Below are 23,706 nucleotides of genomic sequence, written 5' to 3'. Positions count from 1 at the left end.
CCTGGCGCGGGGGGGGTGGTTGATGTGGTTCTGGCACTTGTTCGCGGCCCCCTCGCGGTTCGGTTTCTGGGGGCTAGGGACGGGCACCCCACCCCCCCCCCCCCCCCCCCGGGGGGGGGTGGGTTGGGGGGGGGCCAGTCCAGCAGACACATCGTCGGAAGCAGGCACGGCCCCACCCCCAACCCCTCCCCTGAAGGGGAGGGGCTTAGCGGAAATCACCACATCATCCCCTTCCCTACGGCACGGCCACAACCCAGCCACACCCTTGGCCGTCAGCCACTTCTCCGCAATGATCTGGTCGAGCATCTTCTGCGCATCGGCAAACAGCGACCGCGCGCTTTCCCCAACGATCTCGTCATCCAGGATCGCCGGGTAATTCCCCGCCAGCTCCCACGCGCGGAAGAACGGCGTCCAGTCGATCAGCTCGCGCAGATCCGCCAGATCCCAGTCGTCGAACACATGCACACCCGGCTGCAAAGGCGCGGCAGGCTTCAACGCCATATCGGCGACGAACCCGTTCGCCCGCGCGACTTCGATCGGGACGAGCTCGCTCTGCCCCTTGTTCGCGCGCGCCACGCGCACCGCCTCATATTCATCCGACGTCTTCTGCACGAACTCGTCGCGGATCGTGTCGCTGACGAGCGTCGACGCAACGCCAACCGCGCGGCTCGCGTCGAGCACATGCACCACCGGCCCCTTGTACGCCGGCGCGATCCGCAAAGCGGTGTGGACCTTGGACGTCGTAGCCCCACCAATCAGCAGCGGCATCGTCATCCCTGCCCGCTGCATTTCCTCGGCGACCGTCACCATCTCGTCGAGCGACGGCGTGATCAGCCCCGACAGACCGATCATGTCCGCATCATTCTCGTTCGCGGCCTTCAGGATATCCGACCACGGGACCATCACCCCCATGTCGACCACGTCGAAGCCGTTGCACTGGAGCACCACGCCGACGATGTTCTTGCCGATGTCATGCACGTCGCCCTTGACGGTCGCCATGATGATCTTGCCCTTGCCACGCGCGCCGGGTTCCTTCGCCGCTTCGATGAAGGGGAGCAGATGCGCGACCGCCTTCTTCATCACGCGCGCCGATTTCACGACCTGCGGCAGGAACATCTTACCCGATCCGAACAGGTCGCCGACGACATTCATCCCGTCCATCAGCGGCCCCTCGATCACTTCGATCGGGCGTCCGCCCTTGTCGAAGATCGCCTGGCGCGCTTCCTCGGTATCCTCGACGACATGCATGTCGATGCCCTTGACTAGCGCATATTCGAGCCGCTTGTTGACCGGCAGCCCGCGCCATTCCGCCGCCGCCTTCTCGGCCACCGCATCGGTGCCCTTGAAGCTCTCGGCGAGCGCGATCAGCCGCTCGGTCGCGCCTTCATCGCTGTTGAGGATGACGTCCTCGCACGCCTGCCGCAGCTTGGGGTCGATCTGGTCATAGATGTCGAGCTGCCCGGCGTTGACGATCGCCATGTCGAGCCCGGCGGGGATCGCGTAATAAAGGAACACCGAATGCATTGCGCGGCGCACCGGCTCGTTGCCGCGGAAGCTGAACGACAGGTTCGACAGTCCGCCCGAGATATGCGCGTGCGGGCAGCGTGCCTTGATGTCGCGACACGCCTCGATGAAGTCGACCGCGTAATTGTTATGCTCCTCGATCCCCGTCGCGACCGCGAAGATGTTGGGATCGAAGATGATGTCCTCAGGGGGAAAGCCGATCCCCATCAGCAGATCATAGGCGCGGCCACAAATTTCGAGCTTGCGCGCCCGCGTGTCGGCCTGTCCGACCGTGTCGAACGCCATCACGACGACCGCCGCGCCATACTGCATGACCTTCCTGGCCTGCGTGAGGAACTGCTCCTCGCCTTCCTTCATGCTGATCGAATTGACGATCGGCTTGCCGCTGACGCACTTGAGCCCAGCCTCGATCACCGACCATTTCGAGCTGTCGACCATGAACGGGATGCGCGCGATGTCGGGCTCCGCGGCGATCAGCTTGAGGAAGGTGACCATCGCATATTCGGCGTCGAGCAGGCCTTCGTCCATATTGACGTCGAGCACCTGCGCGCCGCTCTCGACCTGCTGCCGCGCGACCTCGACCGCGGCGGGATAATCCCCCGCCATGATGAGCTTCTTGAAGCGCGCCGAACCGGTGACGTTGGTGCGCTCACCGATGTTGACGAAATTGGCGGTGGAGGTGGTCATAATGGTTTCGTTCTTCTTCTCCCTCTCCCCGCTTGCGGGGAGAGGGTCGGGGAGAGGGGCAGTACCGGGAGCAGGCGTCCGTTGACTGCCCTCTCCCGCCTTCGCTTCGCTCGGCACCCTCTCCCCGGAGGGGAGAGGGAGAAAAGATCATGCCGCCATCGTCATCGGCTCGAGCCCGGCAAGCCGCGTCACCACCGGCGGCACCGGCAGCGCGCGCGGCGTCAGCCCGCGCACCCCGTCCGCAATCGCCTTGATGTGCGCTGGCGTCGATCCGCAGCAGCCGCCGAGCACATTGACCTGCCCCGCCTGCGCCCACTCGCCGACCAGCCCGGCGGTCGTCGCAGGCATTTCGTCATATTCGCCGAGTTCGTTGGGCAGCCCGGCGTTGGGATAGACCATGATCAGCGTATCGCAGATATCGGAAAGCGTCCGCACATGCGGGCGCAACTGCTCCGCGCCGAACGAGCAGTTGAGCCCGATCGTCACCGGCTTGGCATGCCGCACCGCATGCCAGAACGCCTCGACCGTATGCCCAGACAGGTTGCGCCCGGACAGATCGGTCAGCGTCATCGACAGCATGATCGGCACGTCGCGCCCGAGGGCTTCGCCCGCCTCGAGCGCCGCCATGATCGCAGCCTTGGCATTGAGCGTATCGAACACCGTCTCGACCAGGATGAAGTCCGCCCCGCCCTCGATCAGCGCGTCGGTCTGCTCGCGGTAGACGCCCTTGAGATAATCGAAGTCGATCTCGCGGAAGCCCGGATCGTTGACGTCGGGGCTGAGCGACAACGTCTTGTTGGTCGGCCCGATCGCGCCTGCGACGAAGCGCGGGCGGCCGTCCTTGGCCTGATATTCGTCGGCCAGCGCGCGCGCGAGCTTCGCGCTCTCGACGTTGATTTCGCGCACCAGATGCTCGGCGGCGTAGTCGGCCTGGCTGATGCGATTGGCCGAGAAGGTGTTGGTCTCGGCGATGTCCGCGCCTGCCTCGAAATAGGCGCGGTGGATCGCTTCGGGCACTTCGCGCTTGGTCAGCGCTAGAATGTCGTTGTTGCCCTTCTGGTCCTTCGCGAGACCCAGGTCGCCGGCATAGTCCGCTTCGGACAGCTTCCAGTTCTGGATCTCGGTCCCGAACGCGCCGTCGGTGATGAGGATGCGCTTGGCCGCCTCGGCAAGAAATGTTTCACGGATCGTCATACTACAGGTCCACTATCTAAGCCCCTCCCCTTCAGGGGAGGGGTTGGGGGTGGGGAAGTGCCTCGCAGAGAGCTGGGTTCTGCTGCACTGCCCCACCCCAACCCCTCCCCCGAGGGGGAGGGGCTAAGAAAATTACGCCGCCGCCGCTTTCGCCGCGGTCTTCGCCCGCAAGCCCAGCAAATGGCAGATCGCGAAGCTCAGTTCGGCACGGTTGAGCGTGTAGAAATGGAAGTTCCGCACATCCCCCGCATACAGCTTGCGGCACAGCTCGGCCGCCAGCGTCGCCGCGATCAGGCCGCGCGCGCCGGCATGATCCTCAAGCCCCTCGAACAGACGCCCCATCCACGCCGGCACTTCGGTGCCGCACATCGCGGACATCTTCACGATGCTCTGGAAATTGGTAACCGGCATGATCCCGGGCACCATCGGCGCATCGATCCCCGCCGCCGCCGCACGATCGCGAAACCGGAAGAAGGTCTCGGGTTCGAAGAAGAATTGCGTGATCCCGCGCGTCGCGCCCGCATCGAGCTTGCGCTTGAGATTGTCGAGATCGTCGCTGTGGCCCTGCGAATCCGGATGGCATTCGGGATAGGCCGCGACCGAAATCTCGAACGGATGGAGCCGCTTGAGCCCCGCCACCAGATCCGCCGCATTGGTATAGCCATCGGCATGCGGGACAAAACCCCCCGCCCCCGGCGCATCCCCGCGAAGTGCCACGATATGCCGAACGCCCGCCGCCCAGTACTGCTCGGCGATCTCGTCGATCTCGCCGCGCGACGCCTCGACGCAGGTCAGATGCGCCGCCGCCGGCATGCTTGTCTCGCGCTCGATCCGCGCGACGGTGGCGTGCGTCCGGTCGCGCGTCGTCCCGCCAGCGCCGTACGTCACCGAGACGAACTCGGGCGCGAAGGGTTCGAGCGTGCGCACAGTCTCCCATAGCGCCTCTTCCATCTTCTCGGTCTTGGGCGGGAAGAATTCGAACGACACCGCCGCATCGCCCGCCAGATCCGCGAACAAAGGCGCTTCGAGCGCGCGCCGTGCTTCCTCGAGCTGGTTTACCGAAATCGTCATGCCGCCATCGCCTCTCGTATTCCGGAACGCTCTGCACCGCGCTTGCGCGCGAGCCACAATTTCACCGTCAGTTCGCCGCCCTGCAGCGTCTCGATCCGCGCCGGCACCAGACCGGCAGCGGCGAACCACGTCGCCATCTGCTCGTCGGCAAAGCCAAGCCGGGTGTGCCCGTCCTGCGTGCGCAATTCCTCGCGGTCGTGCGCCGCGAAATCCGCGATCAGCAACCGCCCGCCGACCGTCAGCACCCTTGCTGCCTCCGCAATGGCAGCCCCCGGCTGCTGTGCGAAATGCAGCACGTGATGCACAATCGCGACGTCCGCCGCGCCATCACCAAGCGGCAAGGCGTACAGGTCCGCTTGCCGCAACTCGGTATTGGTCAATCCGCGCTCGGACAGTTTGGCGCGCGCGAGCCGCAGCATTTCGGACGATCGATCGATCCCGAGCGCCTGATCGGCGCGCCCGGCAAACAGTTCGAGCATCCGTCCGGTGCCCGTCCCGATGTCGATCAGCTGCCCGATCGCGGCGTCGCCCAGCACGGCGGAGATCGCCGCCTCGACTTCGCTCTCCGCGATATGCAGCGACCGGATCGCGTCCCACTGCCCCGCATTGGCCTCGAACCAGCTCGCCGCCGACGCTGCACGATCCGCGCGCACCGCCGCAAGCCGCGCCGCATCCGCGACCGCCCAGTGATCGGGCGACAACGCCGCCCATTGGTCGAGCGCCGCCAGCACCGGTCCGACCGTCGCGCCTTCCCCGAGCGCGACAAACACCCAACTGCCTTCTTTCCGCCGTTCTGCCAGCCCCGCGTCGCACAGGATCTTGACGTGCCGCGAGACGCGCGGCTGGCTCTGCCCGAGCACTTGCGCAAGTTCGCCGACGGACAGCTCCATCGATCGCAGCAACGCCACGATCCGCAGCCGGGTCGCGTCCGCAAGAGCGCGGAAGATGTCGAGGGCGATGGTCATCGTCGACGGGATATAAAGATATCTTTATATGAGGTCAACGACCGACACCGCTCTGTGCGACTTTCGCAACGTATCGCGTCATCCGATCCGGTCGTCTTGTGCACGGACCTTTGGGCGATTGCGCGGGTTAGACCCCTTCGATACCTTCCACGTCTGTTTCACGGGAGTTCTTATGACCAAATCGATCCTCCTGCCGATCCTCGCGATCGCCGCGACGGGCATGTCAGCCTGCAGCGAAAAGGCGCAAAACGACGCCAGCACCGCAGCAAACTCGATCGCCGGCGACGTAAACGAGACCGCGCGCAAGGCGCGGGACGACACGGACGCAGCGCTTGGCGCGGCTGAATCCCGGATGGACAATTTCGGGGATACGGTGGACGCGAAGGCAGGCCGGTTGAACGAAGACGCCGACCGTGCGGCCCAGCGTATCGGCGACAAGGCAGATCGCGCGGCCGATCGCGCCGGCGAAGCCGCCCGTGACATCGGCAACGAGATCGACAATTGATCCGCTGGGGCGTCCTGCTGGTGGCGGCGCTGCTCGCGGCGTGCTCGAGCGGCACGCCCAGCGGTGGCAATACGGCAGCAAGTGAGGATCTTGCGTCCAATGCCGCTGCCGTCTCGCTGGACGAGAATAGCGCCGACATGAACGCCGCCGAGATCGTCCCCGACGATGAGGGCGGCACCGAAGAAGAGCCTGGAGCCAAGCCGCAATGACCGAACACCGCCGCCTCGGCGCCACCGACCTCCGTATCGCGCCGCTCGTCCTGGGCGGCAACGTCTTCGGCTGGACCGCGGACCAGACCACTAGTTTCGCGGTGCTTGACGCCTTTGTCGCGGGCGGCGGCACTATGATCGACACCGCCGACGCCTATTCTGCCTGGGTACCGGGGCACAGCGGTGGGGAATCGGAAAGCGTGATCGGCGCGTGGCTCAAGCACAGTGGCAAGCGCGACCAGGTCCAGATTGCCAGCAAAGTCGGCATGTTACCCGGCGACGGTGGCGAAAAGCTGGCGCCAGCGCGGATCGCGGCGGCTTGCGATGCTTCGCTGCGGCGGCTTGGGGTGGAGACGATCGATCTGTATTTCGCGCATCAGGACGATGAGTCGGTGCCGCAGGAGGAGGTGCTGGCGGCGTTCGGGAAGCTTGTGGATGCGGGCAAGATCAGGGCGTTAGGGGCGTCGAACTTCCATGCCAAGCGGCTGAAATCGGCGAACGACGTCGCGCGGGAGATGGATTTGCCGCGGTATCATGTGCTGCAGCCGGAATATAATCTGGTCAGCCGCCACAAATTCGAGGGCGAATTGCAGTCGTTTTGTGTCGAAAACAACATCGGCGTGGTGCCATATTATGGCCTCGCGTCCGGTTTCCTGACCGGAAAATACCGGAATGCAGACGATTTCAGCAAGAGCGTCCGCGGCGGGCGGATGCAGGAAACCCTCGACGGCAATGGCCCCGCCGTGCTTGCCGCGATGGACTCGATCGCCGAGGAAACGGGTGCGAGCCTCGCACAGATCGCACTGGCGTGGCTCAAGGAGCAGCCAGCCGTTACCGCGCCCATCGCGAGCGCTACTTCGGTGGAGCAGGTCGAGGACCTGCTGGGCGCGATGAGCCTGACGCTGACCACCGAGCAACTGGACCGGCTGACGGTCGCGGGCGCCTGAACTTCCCTTCCCCGGCCTTCGCCGGGGAAGGAGGTTTACGTCACGCGGCGAACTGGTTCATCGTATTGTGCGCGCCGCCCGCCTTGAGCGCGGCCTCGCCTGCGAAATACTCCTTATGGTCGTCGCCGATGTCGCTGCCCGACATGTTCTGGTGCTTGACGCAGGCGATCCCCTCGCGGATCTCCTTGCGCTGGACGCCCTTTACATAGCCGAGCATCCCCGCCTCGCCGAAATACTCGCGGGCGAGATTGTCGGTCGACAGCGCCGCAGTGTGATAGGTCGGCAGCGTGATGAGGTGATGGAAGATCCCCGCGCGCGCCGCTGCATCGCGCTGGAACGTCCGGATCCGCTCGTCCGCCTCGTCCGCGAGCGCGGTGCCGTCATAGTCGACCGACATCAGCTTCGCCCAGTCGTACGCCGACAGGTCGCGGCCTTCGGTAGCCCAGGCGTCATAGACCTGCTGGCGGAAGTTGAGCGTCCAGTTGAACGAAGGCGAGTTGTTGTAGACCAGCTTCGCGTTGGGGATGACCGCGCGGATACGATCGACCATCCCCGCGATCTGTTCGATGTGCGGCTTCTCGGTCTCGATCCACAACAGGTCCGCACCGTGCTGGAGCGAGGTGATGCAATCGAGCACGCAACGATCCTCGCCCGACCCGGCACGGAACTGGAACAGGTTCGAGGGCAGCCGCTTGGGGCGCAGCAGCTTGCCGTCGCGGTTGAGGATGACGTCGCCGTTGCGCGCAGTTGAGGGGTCGATCTCCTCGCAATCGAGGAAGCCGTTATACCGGTCGCCGAGGTCTCCCGGCTCCTTCGACACCGCGATCTGTTTGGTGAGGCCAGCCCCCAGCGAATCGGTGCGCGTGACGATGATCCCGTCGTCGACGCCCAGCTCGAGGAAGGCGTAACGGCACGCGCGGACCTTCGCGAGAAAGTCCTCGTGCGGGACGGTGACCTTGCCGTCCTGATGGCCGCACTGCTTCTCGTCACTGACCTGATTCTCGATCTGAAGCGCGCACGCCCCCGCCTCGATCATCTTCTTCGCAAGCAGATAGGTCGCCTCGGCATTGCCGAAGCCGGCGTCGATATCGGCAATGATCGGAACGACATGCGTCTGGTGATTCTCGACCGCGTTGAGCAGGCGCTGCTCCTCGATCGCATTGCCCGAAGCGCGGGCCGCATCGATGTCACGGAACATCATGCCGAGTTCGCGGGCGTCGGCCTGACGCAAGAAAGTGTAGAGTTCCGCGATCAGCGCGGGGACGCTGGTCTTCTCGTGCATCGACTGATCAGGCAACGGGCCGAACTCGCTGCGGAGCGCCGCGATCATCCAGCCCGACAGGTACAAATAGCGCCGCTCGGTCGAGCCGAAGTGCTTCTTGATGCTGATCATCTTCTGCTGCCCGATGAACCCGTGCCAGCACCCGAGCGACTGCGTATAGTGCGCCGGATCGGCATCATACGCCGCCATGTCCTTGCGCATGATCGCCGCCGTGTAACGCGCGATGTCCAGTCCGGTCTGGAACCGGTTCTGAAGCCGCATCCGCGCGACCGATTCGGCCGAGATGCCGTCCCAGGTGCCATTGTGGCTGCGGATCAGCGTATTGGTTTGAGCGATGCTGGACTGGTACGTCATCGAGGACCTCACTGTGTAGCGATTTCCACGGAATAGCGTTCTTTACACAAACTCGGACGCAAAACCCGCGACGCACAGCGTTACGGCGTCAAATCTTCGACAGATAGTTTGTAACTTTGTAATTTATTTTACAGGCCAACCTGCCAGAAAGTTAGCGGAACGCTGGGCGATACGGCATCATGTTGCCTTGGCGTCACGCGGGGAACCAGGGCCTGGTCATACCCACACCACACCGTTTGCAGGCAATGCCAGACAGGACAGTGCTCCTAGGCTGGCTGCACGACAGCCTAGTCGCCCCCGAACGAGAAGCCGCTGATCCCGCGTTCCCGTTCATTGACGATCAGCGCGCGGCCCGACGGCGGCAGCGAGCGCTGCGGGCATTGCCCGCGACCGCACGCGCGGCATCCCAGCCCGATCGGGGTCGCCTCCCCCGTGAGGTCGACCCCACGCGCCGCGGCGAGCGCGCCTGCGTGCGCGGCGGCGACGCCGACCCCGACGACGAACTCCGCCGGCACCGTGCCATACCGCCGCCCTTGCGGGGTGACGGTGCGCGCGATTGTGAACCAGCGCGAACCGTCTTCCAGCGCCACCAGTTGCACCGCGAGCGTTCCGGGACGTTCGAATGCGGCGTGGAGCCGCCATAGCGGACAGCGTGCCTCCGCCTCGGCGAGCGGCGACGCGCTCGCGCCCGAGAAACGCTTCGACGCCTGCCCCGCCCGGTCGATCCGCACCAGAAAGAACGGCAGACCGCGTGCGCCGACGCGTTGCATTGCGGTCATGCGATGCGCGACCTGTTCGAACCCCGCACCGAAGCGCCGTTGCAACAGTTCGATGTCATAGCCCGTCGCCTCGCATGCGCGGAGAAACCGGGCGTAGGGCATCATCAGCGCGGCGGCATAATAATTGGCGAGGTGGCGGCGGTAGAGCCGCTCGGCGGCGCGATCGGCAAAACCTGCGCCCTTGGCCAGTGCCTCGATCTCGTCGCGCGCCTCGATCTGCGCGAGCTGGACCGCCACGGCAAACGTGCGGCTGGCAGGATCGAGCACCTCCGACAATTGCACCTGCCGGGCATGCAGATCGGTCCGACGCAGCAGCTCGGGCATCACGTCGACCGGCAGGACGCGGATCGTCAGCTGGTGCTTGACCCGCAACCGTTCCGAGATCGCACCGTACAGATCCCCCGCGCCCATCCGCAATTCGTCCGCGAGCGCCTCGGCCGCCGCGTCGAGGTCCGGGAAATGGCCGCGCCAGCGCTCGATCTCGCGGCGGACCTCGCTGATCGGATCGACCGCGGCGGGATCGTCGGGCGTCCCGCCCGCGCGGATCCGGTCAAACGCGCGCGCAAAGGCTTCCGCGCCGCCGGGTGCGCCGGCGAGCCACTCCTCGATCTCGTTGCGATCAATCTCAAGGTCGGCGAACATTGGATCGGCCAACCTGCGCCTGAGCGCCGCCTCGCCGCCGCCGGGTTCGCCTGCCGCGAGGGCGCGCGGATCGAAGTCGAAGGTCTCGGCCAGCTTGACCAGCAACGACGCCGACAGCGGACGCTGGTTCTTCTCCACGAGGTTGAGATAGCTGGGCGAAATCGTCAGGACTTCGGCCATCGCGGCCTGGGTCAGTCCCGCCCCGCGCCGCAAGCGACGCACTGCGTGTCCCGCGAACAGCTTGCGATCGGCCACTTCCTGACTCCATTCCGTCAATACTTTACAAACGTACGTACGCTTGACGACGGAACGTTACAAGCCGACCGCACTGCGATGCGATGCCCCGTTACGCTGGGCAGATTCGCCGCCTAGGGACGGGTCAAGAAAGTTTCCTGGGGAGGAAAGGATGCCCGCCACACGCAAGTGTGGCGGGCATTTCCCATTCTGGGGCAATGGGTTGTGCCTCACCGGAGACGCTGCTCCCTCGCCACGAAAGCGCTTCCCCGGCGTAGGCCGGGGCCCAGTAGCGAAGGCCGCTGTAACCGAGCGCTGCCGCCGCCATTCACCGCCCGCTACTGGGCCCCGGCCTTCGCCGGGGAAGCGCGAGCGTGGATACCAGCGTGGACAACGGCCAACTCTGCCACGCATAGAAAAAGGGGCAGGTTTCCCCGCCCCTTCTTGCACCTCACAAAACCGGCGGGCCGAAGCCCGCCCGCCCTGCTTACGCAGCCAGCTTGCGCAGCACGTACTGCAGGATGCCGCCGTTGAGGAAATATTCCAGCTCGTTGACGGTATCGATCCGGCAGCGCGTCATGAACGTCTCGACCGTGCCATCAGCGCGCGTCATCGTCACTTCGACGTTCTGGCGCGGGCGGATTTCCGACACCTTCATGATCGTGAAGCTCTCCGACCCGTCGAGGTTCAGCGTCTTGCGATCGACGCCTTCCGCGAACTGCAGCGGCAGCACGCCCATGCCGACGAGGTTCGAACGGTGGATCCGCTCGAAGCTCTCGGTGATGACGACGCGGACGCCGAGCAAATTGGTGCCCTTCGCCGCCCAGTCGCGCGACGAGCCGGTGCCATATTCCTTGCCCGCGATGACGATCAGCGGAACGCCATCTTCCTTGAAGCGCATCGCCGCATCATAAATCGGCATCGTCTCGCCCTTGTACGAGGACATGCCGCCCTCGACGCCCGGGACCATCTCGTTCTTGATGCGGATGTTGGCGAAGGTGCCGCGAACCATGACATTGTCGTTGCCGCGACGCGCGCCGTAGCTGTTGAAGTCCGCACGCGCGACCTGGCGCTCCATCAGCCACGCACCCGCAGGGCTGTCCGCCTTGATCGAACCGGCCGGCGAGATGTGATCGGTCGTGATCGAATCGCCGAGGATCGCGAGCGGACGCGCCTCGATGATGTCCTGCACCGGTGCCGGGGTCATCGACATGCCCTCGAAATACGGCGGGTTGGCGATGTAGGTCGAGCTTGCCGGCCACGCATAGGTGTCCGACCCGTCGATATCGATCGCCTGCCACTTGGCGTCGCCCGTGAACACGCTCGCGTAGCGCGACTGGAACATGCCACGATCGATGTTGGCGTCCATCACTTCGCGGACTTCGGCGTTGGTCGGCCAGATGTCCTTGAGATACACGTCCTCGCCCGCGGTCGACTGACCGATCGGCGTGGTGGTGAAGTCCTCGGTCACCGTGCCCTTGAGCGCGTAGGCGACGACGAGCGGCGGCGAGGCCAGGAAGTTCGCGCGCACGTCGGCCGAAACGCGGCCTTCGAAGTTGCGATTGCCCGACAGGACCGAGGCCGCGACGATGTCGTTGCCGTTGATCGCCGCCGAGATCGCAGGTGCGAGCGGACCCGAGTTACCGATGCAGGTGGTGCAGCCATAGCCGACGAGGTTGAAGCCGACCGCGTTGAGGTCGGTCGTGAGACCGGCCTTGTCGAGATAGTCGGTGACGACCTGCGAACCCGGCGCGAGCGAGGTCTTGACCCACGGCTTGGGCTTGAGGCCCAGCGCGTTCGCCTTGCGCGCGACCAGCCCTGCGGCGACCAGCACCGACGGGTTGGAGGTGTTGGTGCAGCTGGTGATCGCCGCGATCACCACGTCGCCGTCGCCGATGTCATGGTCACGGCCTTCGACGGGGACGCGAATGGCGTTCGAATGGCCATAGACCTTGGCGAGATCCGCGTTGAACGTGTCGTCGACCTCGGTGAGGATGACCTTGTCCTGCGGGCGCTTGGGACCGGCGAGCGACGGAACGACGTTCGCCATGTCGAGGCCGAGCGTGTCGGTGAAGACGGGGTCGGGCGCATCCGCCAGACGCCACATGCCCTGTGCCTTGGCATATGCCTCGGTGAGCGCGATCTGCTCTTCGCTGCGACCAGTGAGGCGCATGTAGTCGAGCGTGGCGTCGTCGACCGGGAAGAAGCCGCAAGTCGCGCCATATTCGGGTGCCATGTTGGCGATCGTCGCGCGGTCAGCGAGGCTGAGCGCATCGAGGCCCGGGCCGTAGAACTCGACGAAACGACCGACGACGCCCTTGGCGCGCAGCATCTGCGTGACGGTGAGCACGAGATCGGTCGCGGTGATGCCCTCGGCGAGTTCGCCGGTGAGCTTGAAGCCGACGACTTCGGGGATCAGCATCGAGACCGGCTGGCCGAGCATCGCAGCTTCCGCCTCGATCCCGCCGACGCCCCAGCCGAGCACGCCGAGGCCGTTGACCATCGTGGTGTGGCTGTCGGTGCCGACGCAGGTGTCGGGGTATGCGATCGTCTTGCCATCAGGCGCGGTCGAGGACCACACCGCCTGCGCGATGTTCTCGAGGTTGACCTGGTGGCAGATGCCGGTGCCGGGGGGGACGACCTTGAAGTTGTCGAGCGCCTTCGAGCCCCACTTGAGGAACTCGTAGCGTTCGTTGTTGCGCTGGTACTCGAGCTCGACGTTATCCTCGAACGCCTTGGGCGTGCCGAATTCGTCGACCATGACCGAGTGATCGATCACGAGGTGGACGGGGACGAGCGGGTTGATCTTGACCGGGTCGCCGCCGAGCTTGGTGATCGCATCGCGCATCGCGGCGAGATCGACGACGCACGGGACGCCGGTGAAATCCTGCATCAGCACGCGCGCGGGGCGATACTGGACTTCGCGGTCCGATTTGCGCTCCTGCTGCCAGTCGATGATCGCCTGGAGATCCTCGGTGGTGACGGTGACGCCATCCTCGAAGCGGAGCAGGTTCTCGAGCAGTACCTTCATCGAGAACGGCAGGCGGCTGATATCGCCCAGCTTCTCAGCGGCGGCGGCGAGGCTGTAATAGTCGTAAGCGGTGCCACCAACGTCGAGCGTGGTGCGCGTGCCGAGTGTGTCCTGGCCAATGGCGGTCATGTGCAGCGGGTCCTTCCCTATGCGTCGGGCCGCGGCGGGGAGGCGAAACCGTTTGGGCTCCGCGCGGGCGCGACCGACTGTGCGAATGCAAGAGTCGGGGTGCCCTTAGCAAGGGGGCTGCGCGGGGGAAAGGGCGCGTCTGCGTTCGCCTGCTGTTCGCGTGCAACCAGACCCCGAGCGATACATTCTATTACCGCGAAGAAACACGACGTAATTTTTCATCGGACGTGCGTCCCTTGCGAAATACAGATCGTACCTGCGCCACGACGGGAGAGGGTTCGGTTCATGCGGTTCCGGGCACCGTCTGCGCGTGCCTTGGATTTCGGTTTTTCCCTTTATTCTCAAGGGGTTGGAACCGTTTCCCGATGTACGGGTTAGCGAAGTACCATCCACAGGGAGGTCGAGTTCAATGACCGAAGATGTAAACCAGCAGTTGATCGAAACCCTCGATCGGCGCGTAGAACGACGCAACGATCGTCGCGCCTTCTTCAAATCCGCATTCGGTGCAGCCGCGGTGGCCGGCATCGCAGGCGGTGCCGCCATCGGCCTCGCGGGCCGCGCCGAGGCGCAGACCGCACCGAGCGACGCCGATGTGCTCAACTTTGCGCTCAACCTCGAATATCTCGAGGCGCAATTCTACAGCTATGCCGCCAACGGTACCGGCCTTGCCGCGAACCTGCTGACCGGTGTCGGCACGCAGGGCGCCGTGACGGGCGGTCGCAAGGTGAACTTCACCGATCCGATCGTTGCCGCCTACGCCAAGGAAATCGCGGGCGACGAGCTTGCGCACGTCACCTTCCTGCGCACCCAGCTCGGCACCGCTGCGATTTCGCAGCCGGCGATCGACATCGACGTGACCGCGACGTCCGCCTTCAGCAACGCCGCACGCGCGGCCGGTCTGATCGGCGCGGGCGAGGCGTTCGACGTCTATGCGAACGACAACAATTTCCTGCTCGGCGCGTACATCTTCGAGGACGTCGGCGTCACCGCCTATAAGGGCGGCGCGACGCTGCTGACCAACAAGACGTATCTGGAAGCCGCAGCGGGCATCCTTGCGGTCGAGGCGTATCATGCCGCGCTCGTCCGAACCGTGCTGTACCGCAAGGGCGTTGAAACGCCGGCGTTGCGGACGTCGGCCGATGCGATCTCGAACGCCCGCGACAGCCTCGATGGCACGACCGATCTGGACCAGGGTATCTCGCCGACCACGGTCAGCGGTGCGCTGGTATCGAACATCGTACCGCTCGATGCGAACGGGATCGCGTTCTCGCGCACCGTCGCGCAGGTTCACAACATTGCGTACCTCACCAACGCGCGCGTGATGGCAGGCGGCTTCTTCCCCAACGGGACGAACAATCCGAACGCCGATCTGCGGTTCAGCGGCGCCAATTGAGCCGCTTTCAACATCACGCCTTCTCCAAGGGAGAGTAGCAATGGACTCTACGAATATCCTCACGCAGGTGCTGGAGGCGAGCGACCGTCGCCGCGACGAGCGCCGCAACTTCCTCCGTGTCGCCGGTCAGGCGACGGTCGCAGCGGGCGGGCTTTCGCTGCTGGCCGCATGCGATGACGGGCAGAAGGGCTTCAACCCGACGCCGACACCCACCCCTACCCCCACGCCGACCGCAACGGCCGCAACCGATGCGGACATCCTCAACTTCGCGCTCAACCTCGAATATCTCGAAGCGCAATTCTACTCGTTCGCGGTGTACGGGACCGGCCTCCCCGCTTCGCAGTTGACGGGTGTCGGAACGCAGGGTGCGGTTACCGGTGGTCGTCAGGTGACCTTCACCGATCCGATCGTGGCGCAATATGCGCGTGAAATCGCGGCGGACGAGATCGCCCACGTCGCCTTCCTGCGCACCGCGCTCGGGTCGGCTGCGGTCGCAATGCCCGCGATCAACATCGACGGCAGCGCAACGGGTGCCTTTACCGCAGCCGCACGTGCAGCCGGCGTCGTCTCGGCAACAGGGACGTTCGATCCCTATGCAAGCGACAACGCCTTCCTGCTCGGCGCGTTCATCTTCGAGGACGTCGGCGTCAGCGCCTATAAGGGCGCGGCACCGTTGCTCACCAGCAAGACTTATCTCGATGCAGCAGCAGGCATCCTTGCGGCAGAGGCGTATCACGCGGGTCTGATCCGTACGATCCTGTACGGCAAGGGCTTCGACGCCGGTACTGCCTCGGGTTCGATCTTCGATCAGGTGCGGATGATCAGCGACGCGCGTGACAGCCTGGACGGCTCGACCGACGATGACCAGGGGATCGCGGGCGCAGATTCGTCGATCTCGAACATCGTCCCCACGGACGCGTCGGGCATTGCCTACAGTCGTACTGCGGCGAACGTGCTCAACATCGTCTACCTGACCAAGTCCGCCACGGTCGGCGGCGGGTTCTTCCCCAATGGCGTCAACGGGTTCATCAAGACCAGCAACGCCAACTGACACGCCAACGCGTGACGGTTACATCATGGGGTCGCGCGATCAGGATCGCGCGACCCCTTTTTTTGTGCCCCGTCCGGGTCCGCTTGTGGCGCGACGCGTTAATGGGCAACACGATACCGAAACAATCAGGAGACTTCCCATGCGCGTACCGATCCTCGCGGCGGCAACCCTGGCGGCGCTCAGCCTGTCGGCATGTGACAAGTCTGGTCCCAAGACCGGCGCACCGATGGCGAACGGCGCGCGTTCGGTGGCGATGTTGCGCACCGCGGACGGCGCGGACGTCGGTCGTGCAACCGCTACCGAGGTTGGCGGCGGCCTGCGTGTCACGGTCGACGTGACCGGGATGCCCGCAGGAACGCACGGCGTCCATGTCCACACGGTCGGCAAGTGCGACGCACCCGACTTCGCCAGCGCGGGCGGACACTGGAACCCCACCTCGACCAAGCATGGCTCGATGAACCCGCAGGGTCCGCACACCGGCGATCTGCCCAACCTCATCGTCGGGGCCAACGGACGTGGCACGATCGGCATGGTCCTGCCGGGTGCTACGATGGCGGGGCTGCTCGATACCGACGGATCGGCCTTTGTCGTTCATGCCAATCCGGATGACCTGATGACCGATCCGTCGGGCAACAGTGGCGGGCGTGTTGCCTGCGGCGTGTTCGCCACCAGCTAAGCTGGGCCGCGCGGGCGGCAGGTCAGGGGCGGATCAGATATCCTCCCCCGCCGCCCGCGCCCAGATTTCGCGCTGCGCCTCGGCGCGCGGGACGAGCCGGTACGCTGCGATTCCCGCTGCGATCGTGATCGGTGCCGCAAACAGCAGCGACAGCACGCCGACCGACAGGCTCCCCGACAGGGTCGAGATGCGTCCCGCGAGATAAGGCCCCATCGCAAGGCCGAGCAGCGTCGTTCCGATGAAGAAGGTTCCCGTCGCGGTGCCACGCATCCGCGGGAGCACGAGATCCTGCATCGTCGCTCCCGCAGCGCCCAAGGCGGTGCTCGCGAAGATGCTCGAGATAAAGAAGCACGGGAAGAACACGGCGGTCGTCGTCGCGGTGAACGCCCCGATTACGAACGGGATCGGCGCGATCGCGCCGAACAGCACGACGATCACGCGCCCCGCCGGATTGCGGCGGCGCAGGCGATCCGCGACCAGACCCCCGAGCATCACGCCGAGAAACCCCGCCAGCGCGCCGGTCGATCCGACCAGTAGCCCCGCCATCGCCGGCGTGGCACCCAGCGTCCGCAACACGAACGGTGCCGCCCAGAAGCTGATCGCATAGGCCATGAAGGCGTTCAGACCGTAGGCCACGACGATGCACAGGAATGCAGGGTTGCCGACAATCAACCGGTAAGTCGGCGGATCGCGGCGCTTGAGGGCTGCGGCCCAGGAAAACACCGCATAGACGCCCACCCCGATCGCGATCCACTGCGGCCATGGCTCACCGATCGCGTGCAAGCCGAGGACTGCGGCGACGACGATCCCGAGCGCGAGGATATTGACGAGAAACGCCTGAATCCCTCCGCGCGCCGCACCGATTAACGTCAGCGGCGGCAGGATGGTGAGCAGTTCTGACAGGAACGCGCTGAACGGCGCGGGATGACGTTCGGGCCGCGGAAGCCCTTCGACCGCACCGCGGATCGGCTCGCGCAGCGTCGCGACCACCGCCGCCAGCAGCAGGCCGGGGATGCCGACGATCATGAACGCCGCCTGCCAGCCGTGCAGCCCGAATGGCCCGCCATCGGGGTAGGCCTGGTTCCACCGCTGCACGATCAACCCGCCAACGCCGAGCGACAGTCCGCCGCCGACGTATAGCCCCGACGAATAGATCGCGAGCGCGGTCGCGCGAAGACGTTTGGGGAAGTAATCCGAGATCAGCGAATAGGCCGAGGGACTCGCGGTCGCCTCCCCGACCCCGACGCCGATCCGCGCCCCCGCCAGTGCGCCGCCGCTTTGCGCCAACCCGGAGGCCGCAGTCATCGCAGACCACAGGCCGAGCCCGAGCGTCATCAACCGGACACGGTGCCATGTATCGGCAAGCCGGCCGAGTGGGATGCCGAACAGCGAGTAGAACACGCCAAACGCGGTTCCGTACAGGAACCCGAGATCCTCATCCTTCAAATTGAGGTCGCGCTTGATGTCCTCGGCAAGGATCGAGATGATCTGCCGGTCGACGAAATTGAGCACGTACACCAGAAACAGGATCCCGAGCACAAGCCACGCATAGCGCGACACACGCGCGGATTCGGACGTGTCGGCGATCGCCGGACCGGTGTGCATATGCTGGCTCCTCTCGGACTTTTCTGTTCTTGGCCGGAGCGTAGCAGAGCATACCCTGATTACGAAAGCGATTTAGCAGTGGCCTGCATCCACGGTCGTACGGGCCGTTCGACCACGCCGGATACCGTGTCGGCGCGGCTGTTCCTGGCCCCGCGGCCAGCATACGGATGTTACGCTATGTTGCTGGTGCAGGAAGCGGCCCGGATTCGCTTGAAATACACCTGCCGTGCGCCGATATTCCAAGCAACCGGCACACGGCCGGCTGCAAGGAGCTTTTCGTAATGGCAAACTGGTCTGATCCCCGTCCGAACGCCTCCGCGTTCCAGACGGCCGGGACCACCCGCTCGGAAGCGTATGACGCCGGTCTGCGGCGGTACATGCTGTCCGTCTACAACTACATGGCCTCCGCGGTGCTGTTGACCGGCATCGTCGCTCTGGGCTTCGTGGCCAGTGGCGCAGCGGCAACCGTGTTCGGCGGCCCCGGCATCCTCAAGTGGGTGATTACCCTCGCCCCGCTCGGTTTCGTGTTCGGCATGAGCTTCGGCCAGGCACGGATGTCGAATTCGACGCTGCAGATGATGTTCTGGGGCTTCGCGGTCGCGATGGGCCTGTCGCTCTCGACGATCTTCCTGGTCTACAGCCCGACCGCGATCGCGCAGTCGTTCTTCGCGACGGCGGCGGCGTTCGGTGGCCTGAGCCTCTACGGCTACACCACCAAGCGTGACCTGTCGGCGTTCGGTACGTTCCTGACGATGGGCCTTGTCGGCCTGATCGTGGCGAGCCTGCTCAACCTGTTCTTCCAGTCGAGCGCGATCACCCTCGTCATCAGCTTCGTCGGCGTCCTGCTGTTCGCAGGCCTGACGGCCTATGACACGCAGCGCACCAAGGCGCTGTACGCACAGGTCGCGGGCACTGACATGGAACAGCGCGTGACGATCATGTCGGCGCTGAGCCTGTACCTCGACTTCATCAACATGTTCCTGTTCATCCTGCGCCTGTTCGGCAACCGCAACTAAGCGCAGACCAGATCTGGACTTTTCCGGGAAGGGTCCGATGGTGAAAGCCATCGGGCCCTTTTTGGTTTGACCGCTCTCCCATCCCTTCGAAGGACCATCATGCGCATCGCGATCGAGGCCATGCTCGACTATACCATCGACGGGGCCGCTGACGTCCTTCTGCTGATCGAGGCGGCCAAGCAGCCCGATCAACATCTCGAGATGCAGGACCTCCGCGTCTATTCGCCCGAACCGTTGCGCGCGGTGCGTGGCGAAGACGGGATCGGGCAGCGTTGCTGGGCGCGCGGCGAAGGGGCCTTCCGCGCGGACTATCGCGCGATTGTGCGGATCGACCGGCCTGCGATCGATTTCTCGATCCTGCCCGACACGCCCGTGCGGATGATGCCGCCCGAGACGATCGCCTATCTCCTCCCCAGCCGATATTGCGAATCCGATCGCCTGGAAGGGTTCGTCGATCAACATTTCGGGGGATTGCGCGGCGGGCCGCTTGCCGCCGCGCTGGTCGACTGGGTTGCCGGACATCTGCGCTATGAAGGTGGCGCGTCGAACGGCACGACCACGGCGATGATGACCTTTGCGGAACGGCACGGCGTATGCCGCGACTATGCGCATCTGCTGGTGGCACTGGCCCGCGCAGGCGGTATCCCGGCGCGGTGCGTCTCGGCTTATGCGCCCGGCGTCGATCCACCCGACTTCCATGCGGTTGCCGAACTGTGGGTCGGCGGGGGCTGGCATCTGGTCGATGCGACCCGGATGGCGTGCTGCGCGGACCTGGTGCGCGTGGCGGTGGGCCGCGATGCGACGGACATTGCGTTCATGACGGTGTTCGGACGCGCAGCCTTCGTTGCGCAGCGCGTTTTGGTAACGCGTCTGGAATGAGGGAACAGGCGAGCGGGTCGGGTCGTTCTCCTATGCTAACGATCAGGAGTGACACAATGACCGACGACCCCAAGCTGATCGACGACAAGGCGCTCGACAGCCTTTCGGTTGCCCCCGGCGATCCCGACGAAGAGCCGACCAGCGGCAAGCAGGACGCCGGCCAGGACGCGTCGATCGCGCACCGTCTGGAGCGCAACCCGTCGAGCCCCGATGCCGCGCGTGACAATGCGCTGGACGAGTCGATGGACGCGTCCGACCCGCCCTCGACGAGCCGCCCCGGCGATAACAGCGAGCCGCCGCGGTCTTCGGGCTATAACGAAGACGACGAAGCGAAGCGGTCCGCCGAAAAGCACTGATCGCCATCAGCACTGCCCAGCCCCGCGCCGCTCCGGTTGCGCGGGGCTTTTTCGTGCGGGATCGTTTCAACGCATTTTCTGCGCTCGGTCGCATCGGATGTTGCGTTGCAACACGATTTATGGTCGCTTCGTGTCGCGGCGGTGATCGGCGTTAACCACGGAGTAATTCCAGGAGCGCATGATTACTGGACTGCAAGACCGTAGTGGAGTGGCGCGATGGGTTCTCGGATGAAAGCTGCCAACGGAACGATGACGCTGGCCGAGATGAAGGAATTCGCTGGGTTCGCGGCATCGACCCAGCGTTACATTCGCCGCTCGCTCGATATCGGCCTCGACCGCGACGATGCGATGCTGCGGTGGTCACGCGACGTGGTCGAAGCCGCGAGCATCCGCGCGCAGGCCCGGCTGTACAGCCGCCTCCCCGACATTCGCATGACGATGCCGGATGGGGGCGGTCTCGAATCCGTTGAACCGGTGTTGGGGCCTCTGCTCACGCTTTCGGCGTTCGATCTCGGCCAGGGGCGACTGACGACCTTCGCGGCTTATCGCTTTCTCTATGAGCGGCTGATCGGCGCCGAGGTGCGACCGTGGCTGCCCGCCGCCTTCTGTTCGGCTGCGGCGCTACCGCATCTTCATCCCGAATTGCGCCGCACGTTGCTCCAGTCGATCAGCGAAGCGGCGGCGACGGCGTCTGGCTGGTCTAACCGGCAGCCGGGGTTTTTCCCGAAATGGGTTGAAAAGGTCGAGGCCGCCGCGCTGCCGCACTGATCCGCGTCAGCCGCGGACCACGTCCGTCATGGGCTCCTCGGTTATGGGATAGCCGAGGTCGGTCGGGATACACAGGTGGGGCACGCCATCGCGCTGTTCGGTCCACGGGGTGATCGTGCGGATCGGATGATCGGCGGCGTCGGCCTTTGCCGCGTTGAAGCCGTCGAATTGCGACAGCCGTTCCAGATTGCGGCGCGTCGGGAAGATCAGCGTGGCTCTCCCCGCATCGGCCATGTCGAGCACGGCCTGCGCGGTCGCCCAGAAGACGCGGACATTCTCGGTATCGTCGACGATCGGGTCGGGCGCGTGTGGCGGCACCTCGGCGAGATAGAAATGCGTATCGAAGGTCCGCACGGGAACGTGCGCGGGGCACCAGCGCGCGAAGGGGACCAGATCACCGATCGACAGGGGAAGGTCGTGCGCGGCGAGGACGGTGCCGAATGGTTCTCCCGTACTGAGCGCCCGACGCACTTCCGCGATGCTCTCCGCGGTCATCGCGCCGAGCCCGACCGGTACGCCGACTTCCTCGAGCGTCTCGCGGATCGCAGCGATCCGGCCCGCGACGTCCTCCGGATCGCCGTCGTACCGTGTCGCCAGCGCGTGATCGCCCGGATCGACGCGCCCGCCGGGAAACACCAATGCACCGCCCGCAAACGCCATCGCCTTGGAGCGTTCGACGAACAGTAATTCAGGCTTTCCGGCGCGCTCGCGGAACAGGACGAGGGTTGCCGCGGGGATCGGCACCGTGGAACGCTCCGCCATCACCGGAACGCCCAGCGCAGCGTGCTCGCGACCCCGAAGGTGCCCGCACGCAACAGAGGTAACCCGACGCCGGGCTGTTCCAGGCCATGCATCGTCCGCGCCCAGCCGGGCAGCAGGTCGATCGCGGCCTGCATCGTCATCGTCTGAAACGGGCGCGCGGCAAACGACGGCGGGGGTTGGTTGAGCAACACCCCCGCCACGTCACGCGTTCGCGCATCCACTCGCAGGCTCGGCCGCATCGCGCGCTGGATCGCTTCCGCCTCGGCGCGGGTGGTCGGGATCGGATCGACACCCAGCGGCTCCGCGATCCGCGCCATCTCGGCGACATAGCGGTCCTGTTCCGCGCGGCTCATGCTGGGTTCGCCATAGCGAATCCACCCGTCGAGAAAGCTCAGCACTTCGCTGACATGCACCCAGGCGAGGAGATCGGGTTCGCTCGCACGATAGGGCATGCCGTCGGGGAGCGTTCCGCCGATGTGATCGTGGATCTTCCGGACCTTCGCCAACAGCGCAGTTGCATCGTCCGGGGCACCATAGGTCGTGACCGCGATAAAACGCGCGGTGCGCCGTAACCGCCCCTGCATGTCGTCGCGAAAACCTGAATGATCCCAAACACCTGCAAGCACAGCCGGATGCAGCATCTGAAGCATCAGCGCCGCCACGCCGCCGACCAGCATCGACGTCACGTCACCGTGCACCCGCCATGCCACTGAGTCCGGCGGGAACAGTGCGTCCTGCCGCCGCTGGACGGGTCGTTCCCCACGTGTCTTGTCGTTGAACAAGGCTCGCACCTGCCCGACGATCAGACCTTTGAGCGGACGGGCGAGACGATCGGCGGGAGACATCGGGTTCATGATGCAGCAACGAAGCGCGCGGTGCTAGGCTCCAGCACCGCGGGAGATTAGGGTCGCCTTATTCCGGCGCAAACACGCCGCGCCGAACGTCCTCCGGGTTCGCGACGGTGCCGGCGGTGCTCTCCTCCGCCAACATCGTGCGGAACCGCCGATGAATCCGGACGTGCTCGAAGATGCGGCCAGCGACCCACAAGGCGAAGAAGATGCCCATGAAGACATAGGCAGTCTTCATCGTGGGCTTCCGGTTTTTCTTGCCCGGCTCCTCATCACCCTTCTTCTTCTCGGGCTTGGGCGCGCCGAGGAACTTGTCCACCGCGCTCATCGGCACGGTCTCGGGCTTGATCCGCGACCGCTTCTTTGCGGCTTCGGCCTTCGCCTTGACCACTTCGGGCGGGTTGCGCCACTTGTCGAGCGCGACCCCGGCATGGCCGACCGCGAAGAACAGCAGCGGCGCAAGGAAGCACGCCAGCAACGCGCGGCTGATCATATCGTACCGCAGCACCCCGTCCGCGACATGCAACGTACCGGAATCGAAGACCGACATCCTGTCCTGCGGAAGCTGGTCCTTCTTGGTGAACGTCAGCGTCTCTTCACCAACGTCGTAGGTGGTGTTTTTTTCCTGAAACAGGCTGTCGAGCTTGCCGAAGACGGTCTCTGCGGATTGCGGTGGATCGATCGGGACCGTTCCCTTGATCCGCCAGATCCAGTCGATGAAACGAAACGTCACACGATGTTCCCCTGAGTAACGCGTCATGCAATGGGGACTTCACGGTACGTCCTGGAACTCCGCGGA

General features: G+C 65.1%; 21 protein-coding genes. 10 read left to right on the top strand and 11 right to left on the bottom strand.

Features of this window, described 5'->3' with window-relative positions:
* From ABIC17_RS07595 to ABIC17_RS07580, 4 genes are all read right to left on the bottom strand, one after another.
* Positions 1-2,211 (bottom strand): dihydropteroate synthase (locus tag ABIC17_RS07595; protein WP_354280551.1); only part of this gene is annotated, 2,211 nt, incomplete at its 3' end.
* A 147-nt stretch (positions 2,212-2,358) separates the two neighbouring features.
* A complete protein-coding gene (locus tag ABIC17_RS07590) occupies positions 2,359-3,405 on the bottom strand; it encodes a homocysteine S-methyltransferase family protein (RefSeq protein ID WP_354280549.1) in 1,047 nt (348 codons plus the stop codon).
* A 132-nt stretch (positions 3,406-3,537) separates the two neighbouring features.
* Complete coding sequence (metF, locus tag ABIC17_RS07585) at positions 3,538-4,476, bottom strand: methylenetetrahydrofolate reductase [NAD(P)H] (RefSeq protein ID WP_354280547.1); 939 nt, start codon at positions 4,474-4,476, stop codon at positions 3,538-3,540.
* A complete protein-coding gene (locus ABIC17_RS07580) occupies positions 4,473-5,441 on the bottom strand; it encodes an ArsR/SmtB family transcription factor (RefSeq protein ID WP_354280545.1) in 969 nt (322 codons plus the stop codon). The genes metF and ABIC17_RS07580 overlap by 4 nt, the downstream gene beginning before the upstream one ends.
* Positions 5,442-5,613: 172 nt before the next feature.
* Between ABIC17_RS07580 and ABIC17_RS07575 the strand changes: the two genes are divergently transcribed.
* The 3 genes from ABIC17_RS07575 to ABIC17_RS07565 are packed head-to-tail and all read left to right on the top strand — an operon-like array spanning position 5,614 to position 7,102.
* Positions 5,614-5,946 (top strand): hypothetical protein, encoded by a 333-nt coding sequence (locus tag ABIC17_RS07575; protein WP_354280543.1) that lies wholly within the window; start codon positions 5,614-5,616, stop codon positions 5,944-5,946.
* Positions 5,943-6,155, top strand: a complete 213-nt coding sequence (locus ABIC17_RS07570; RefSeq protein WP_354280541.1) for a hypothetical protein — start codon at positions 5,943-5,945, stop codon at positions 6,153-6,155. The genes ABIC17_RS07575 and ABIC17_RS07570 overlap by 4 nt, the downstream gene beginning before the upstream one ends.
* A complete protein-coding gene (locus ABIC17_RS07565) occupies positions 6,152-7,102 on the top strand; it encodes an aldo/keto reductase (RefSeq protein ID WP_354280539.1) in 951 nt (316 codons plus the stop codon). The genes ABIC17_RS07570 and ABIC17_RS07565 overlap by 4 nt, the downstream gene beginning before the upstream one ends.
* A 40-nt stretch (positions 7,103-7,142) precedes the next feature.
* Here the strand turns inward: ABIC17_RS07565 and ABIC17_RS07560 are convergent, their stop codons facing one another.
* The 3 genes from ABIC17_RS07560 to acnA all read right to left on the bottom strand — a co-directional run bounded on the left by ABIC17_RS07560 (position 7,143) and on the right by acnA (position 13,553).
* Positions 7,143-8,738, bottom strand: a complete 1,596-nt coding sequence (locus tag ABIC17_RS07560; RefSeq protein WP_354280537.1) for an isocitrate lyase — start codon at positions 8,736-8,738, stop codon at positions 7,143-7,145.
* Between the two features lie 287 nt (positions 8,739-9,025).
* Positions 9,026-10,414 (bottom strand): helix-turn-helix domain-containing protein, encoded by a 1,389-nt coding sequence (locus ABIC17_RS07555; RefSeq protein ID WP_354280536.1) that lies wholly within the window; start codon positions 10,412-10,414, stop codon positions 9,026-9,028.
* A 466-nt stretch (positions 10,415-10,880) separates the two neighbouring features.
* The gene (gene acnA, locus ABIC17_RS07550) at positions 10,881-13,553 is read right to left on the bottom strand and encodes an aconitate hydratase AcnA (RefSeq protein WP_354280534.1); all 2,673 of its coding nucleotides are present in this window, start codon (positions 13,551-13,553) and stop codon (positions 10,881-10,883) included.
* A 409-nt stretch (positions 13,554-13,962) separates the two neighbouring features.
* Here acnA and ABIC17_RS07545 point away from each other — a divergent pair, with 409 nt between their 5' ends.
* The 3 genes from ABIC17_RS07545 to ABIC17_RS07535 all read left to right on the top strand — a co-directional run bounded on the left by ABIC17_RS07545 (position 13,963) and on the right by ABIC17_RS07535 (position 16,673).
* Positions 13,963-14,946 (top strand): ferritin-like domain-containing protein, encoded by a 984-nt coding sequence (locus tag ABIC17_RS07545; protein WP_354280532.1) that lies wholly within the window; start codon positions 13,963-13,965, stop codon positions 14,944-14,946.
* Positions 14,947-14,986: 40 nt separating this feature from the next.
* Complete coding sequence (locus ABIC17_RS07540; protein ID WP_354280530.1) at positions 14,987-15,997, top strand: ferritin-like domain-containing protein; 1,011 nt, start codon at positions 14,987-14,989, stop codon at positions 15,995-15,997.
* Positions 15,998-16,136: 139 nt separating this feature from the next.
* Positions 16,137-16,673: a superoxide dismutase family protein gene (locus ABIC17_RS07535; RefSeq protein WP_354280528.1), complete on the top strand. Its 537-nt coding sequence runs from the start codon at positions 16,137-16,139 to the stop codon at positions 16,671-16,673.
* A 33-nt stretch (positions 16,674-16,706) separates the two neighbouring features.
* Here the strand turns inward: ABIC17_RS07535 and ABIC17_RS07530 are convergent, their stop codons facing one another.
* A complete protein-coding gene (locus tag ABIC17_RS07530) occupies positions 16,707-18,278 on the bottom strand; it encodes a spinster family MFS transporter (protein ID WP_354280527.1) in 1,572 nt (523 codons plus the stop codon).
* A 281-nt stretch (positions 18,279-18,559) separates the two neighbouring features.
* On the opposite strand from ABIC17_RS07530, the gene ABIC17_RS07525 reads away from it, so the two are divergent.
* From ABIC17_RS07525 to ABIC17_RS07510, 4 genes are all read left to right on the top strand, one after another.
* Positions 18,560-19,294, top strand: a complete 735-nt coding sequence (locus ABIC17_RS07525; protein ID WP_354280525.1) for a Bax inhibitor-1/YccA family protein — start codon at positions 18,560-18,562, stop codon at positions 19,292-19,294.
* A gap of 99 nt (positions 19,295-19,393) precedes the next feature.
* On the top strand, positions 19,394-20,173 hold the full coding sequence (locus ABIC17_RS07520) for a transglutaminase-like domain-containing protein (protein WP_354280523.1): 780 nt from the start codon (positions 19,394-19,396) through the stop codon (positions 20,171-20,173).
* Positions 20,174-20,229: 56 nt separating this feature from the next.
* Complete coding sequence (locus ABIC17_RS07515) at positions 20,230-20,529, top strand: hypothetical protein (protein ID WP_354280521.1); 300 nt, start codon at positions 20,230-20,232, stop codon at positions 20,527-20,529.
* A gap of 228 nt (positions 20,530-20,757) precedes the next feature.
* Complete coding sequence (locus ABIC17_RS07510) at positions 20,758-21,297, top strand: hypothetical protein (protein WP_354280519.1); 540 nt, start codon at positions 20,758-20,760, stop codon at positions 21,295-21,297.
* A 6-nt stretch (positions 21,298-21,303) separates the two neighbouring features.
* Here ABIC17_RS07510 and ABIC17_RS07505 read toward each other — a convergent pair whose 3' ends face one another.
* From ABIC17_RS07505 to ABIC17_RS07495, 3 genes are all read right to left on the bottom strand, one after another.
* Positions 21,304-22,059 (bottom strand): NUDIX hydrolase, encoded by a 756-nt coding sequence (locus ABIC17_RS07505; RefSeq protein ID WP_354280517.1) that lies wholly within the window; start codon positions 22,057-22,059, stop codon positions 21,304-21,306.
* Positions 22,059-22,904 (bottom strand): oxygenase MpaB family protein, encoded by an 846-nt coding sequence (locus ABIC17_RS07500; protein ID WP_354280622.1) that lies wholly within the window; start codon positions 22,902-22,904, stop codon positions 22,059-22,061. The genes ABIC17_RS07505 and ABIC17_RS07500 overlap by 1 nt, the downstream gene beginning before the upstream one ends.
* 67 nt (positions 22,905-22,971) lie before the next feature.
* On the bottom strand, positions 22,972-23,640 hold the full coding sequence (locus tag ABIC17_RS07495) for a hypothetical protein (protein ID WP_354280515.1): 669 nt from the start codon (positions 23,638-23,640) through the stop codon (positions 22,972-22,974).
* Positions 23,641-23,706 lie beyond the last annotated feature (66 nt).

Origin of the sequence: Sphingomonas sp. PvP056 (genome assembly GCF_040549155.1) — a bacterium.
Classification (GTDB): Bacteria; Pseudomonadota; Alphaproteobacteria; order Sphingomonadales; family Sphingomonadaceae; genus Sphingomonas.
The sequence above is the reverse complement of the archived record's forward strand: the minus strand, read 5'-3'. Positions and strand labels throughout refer to the sequence as shown.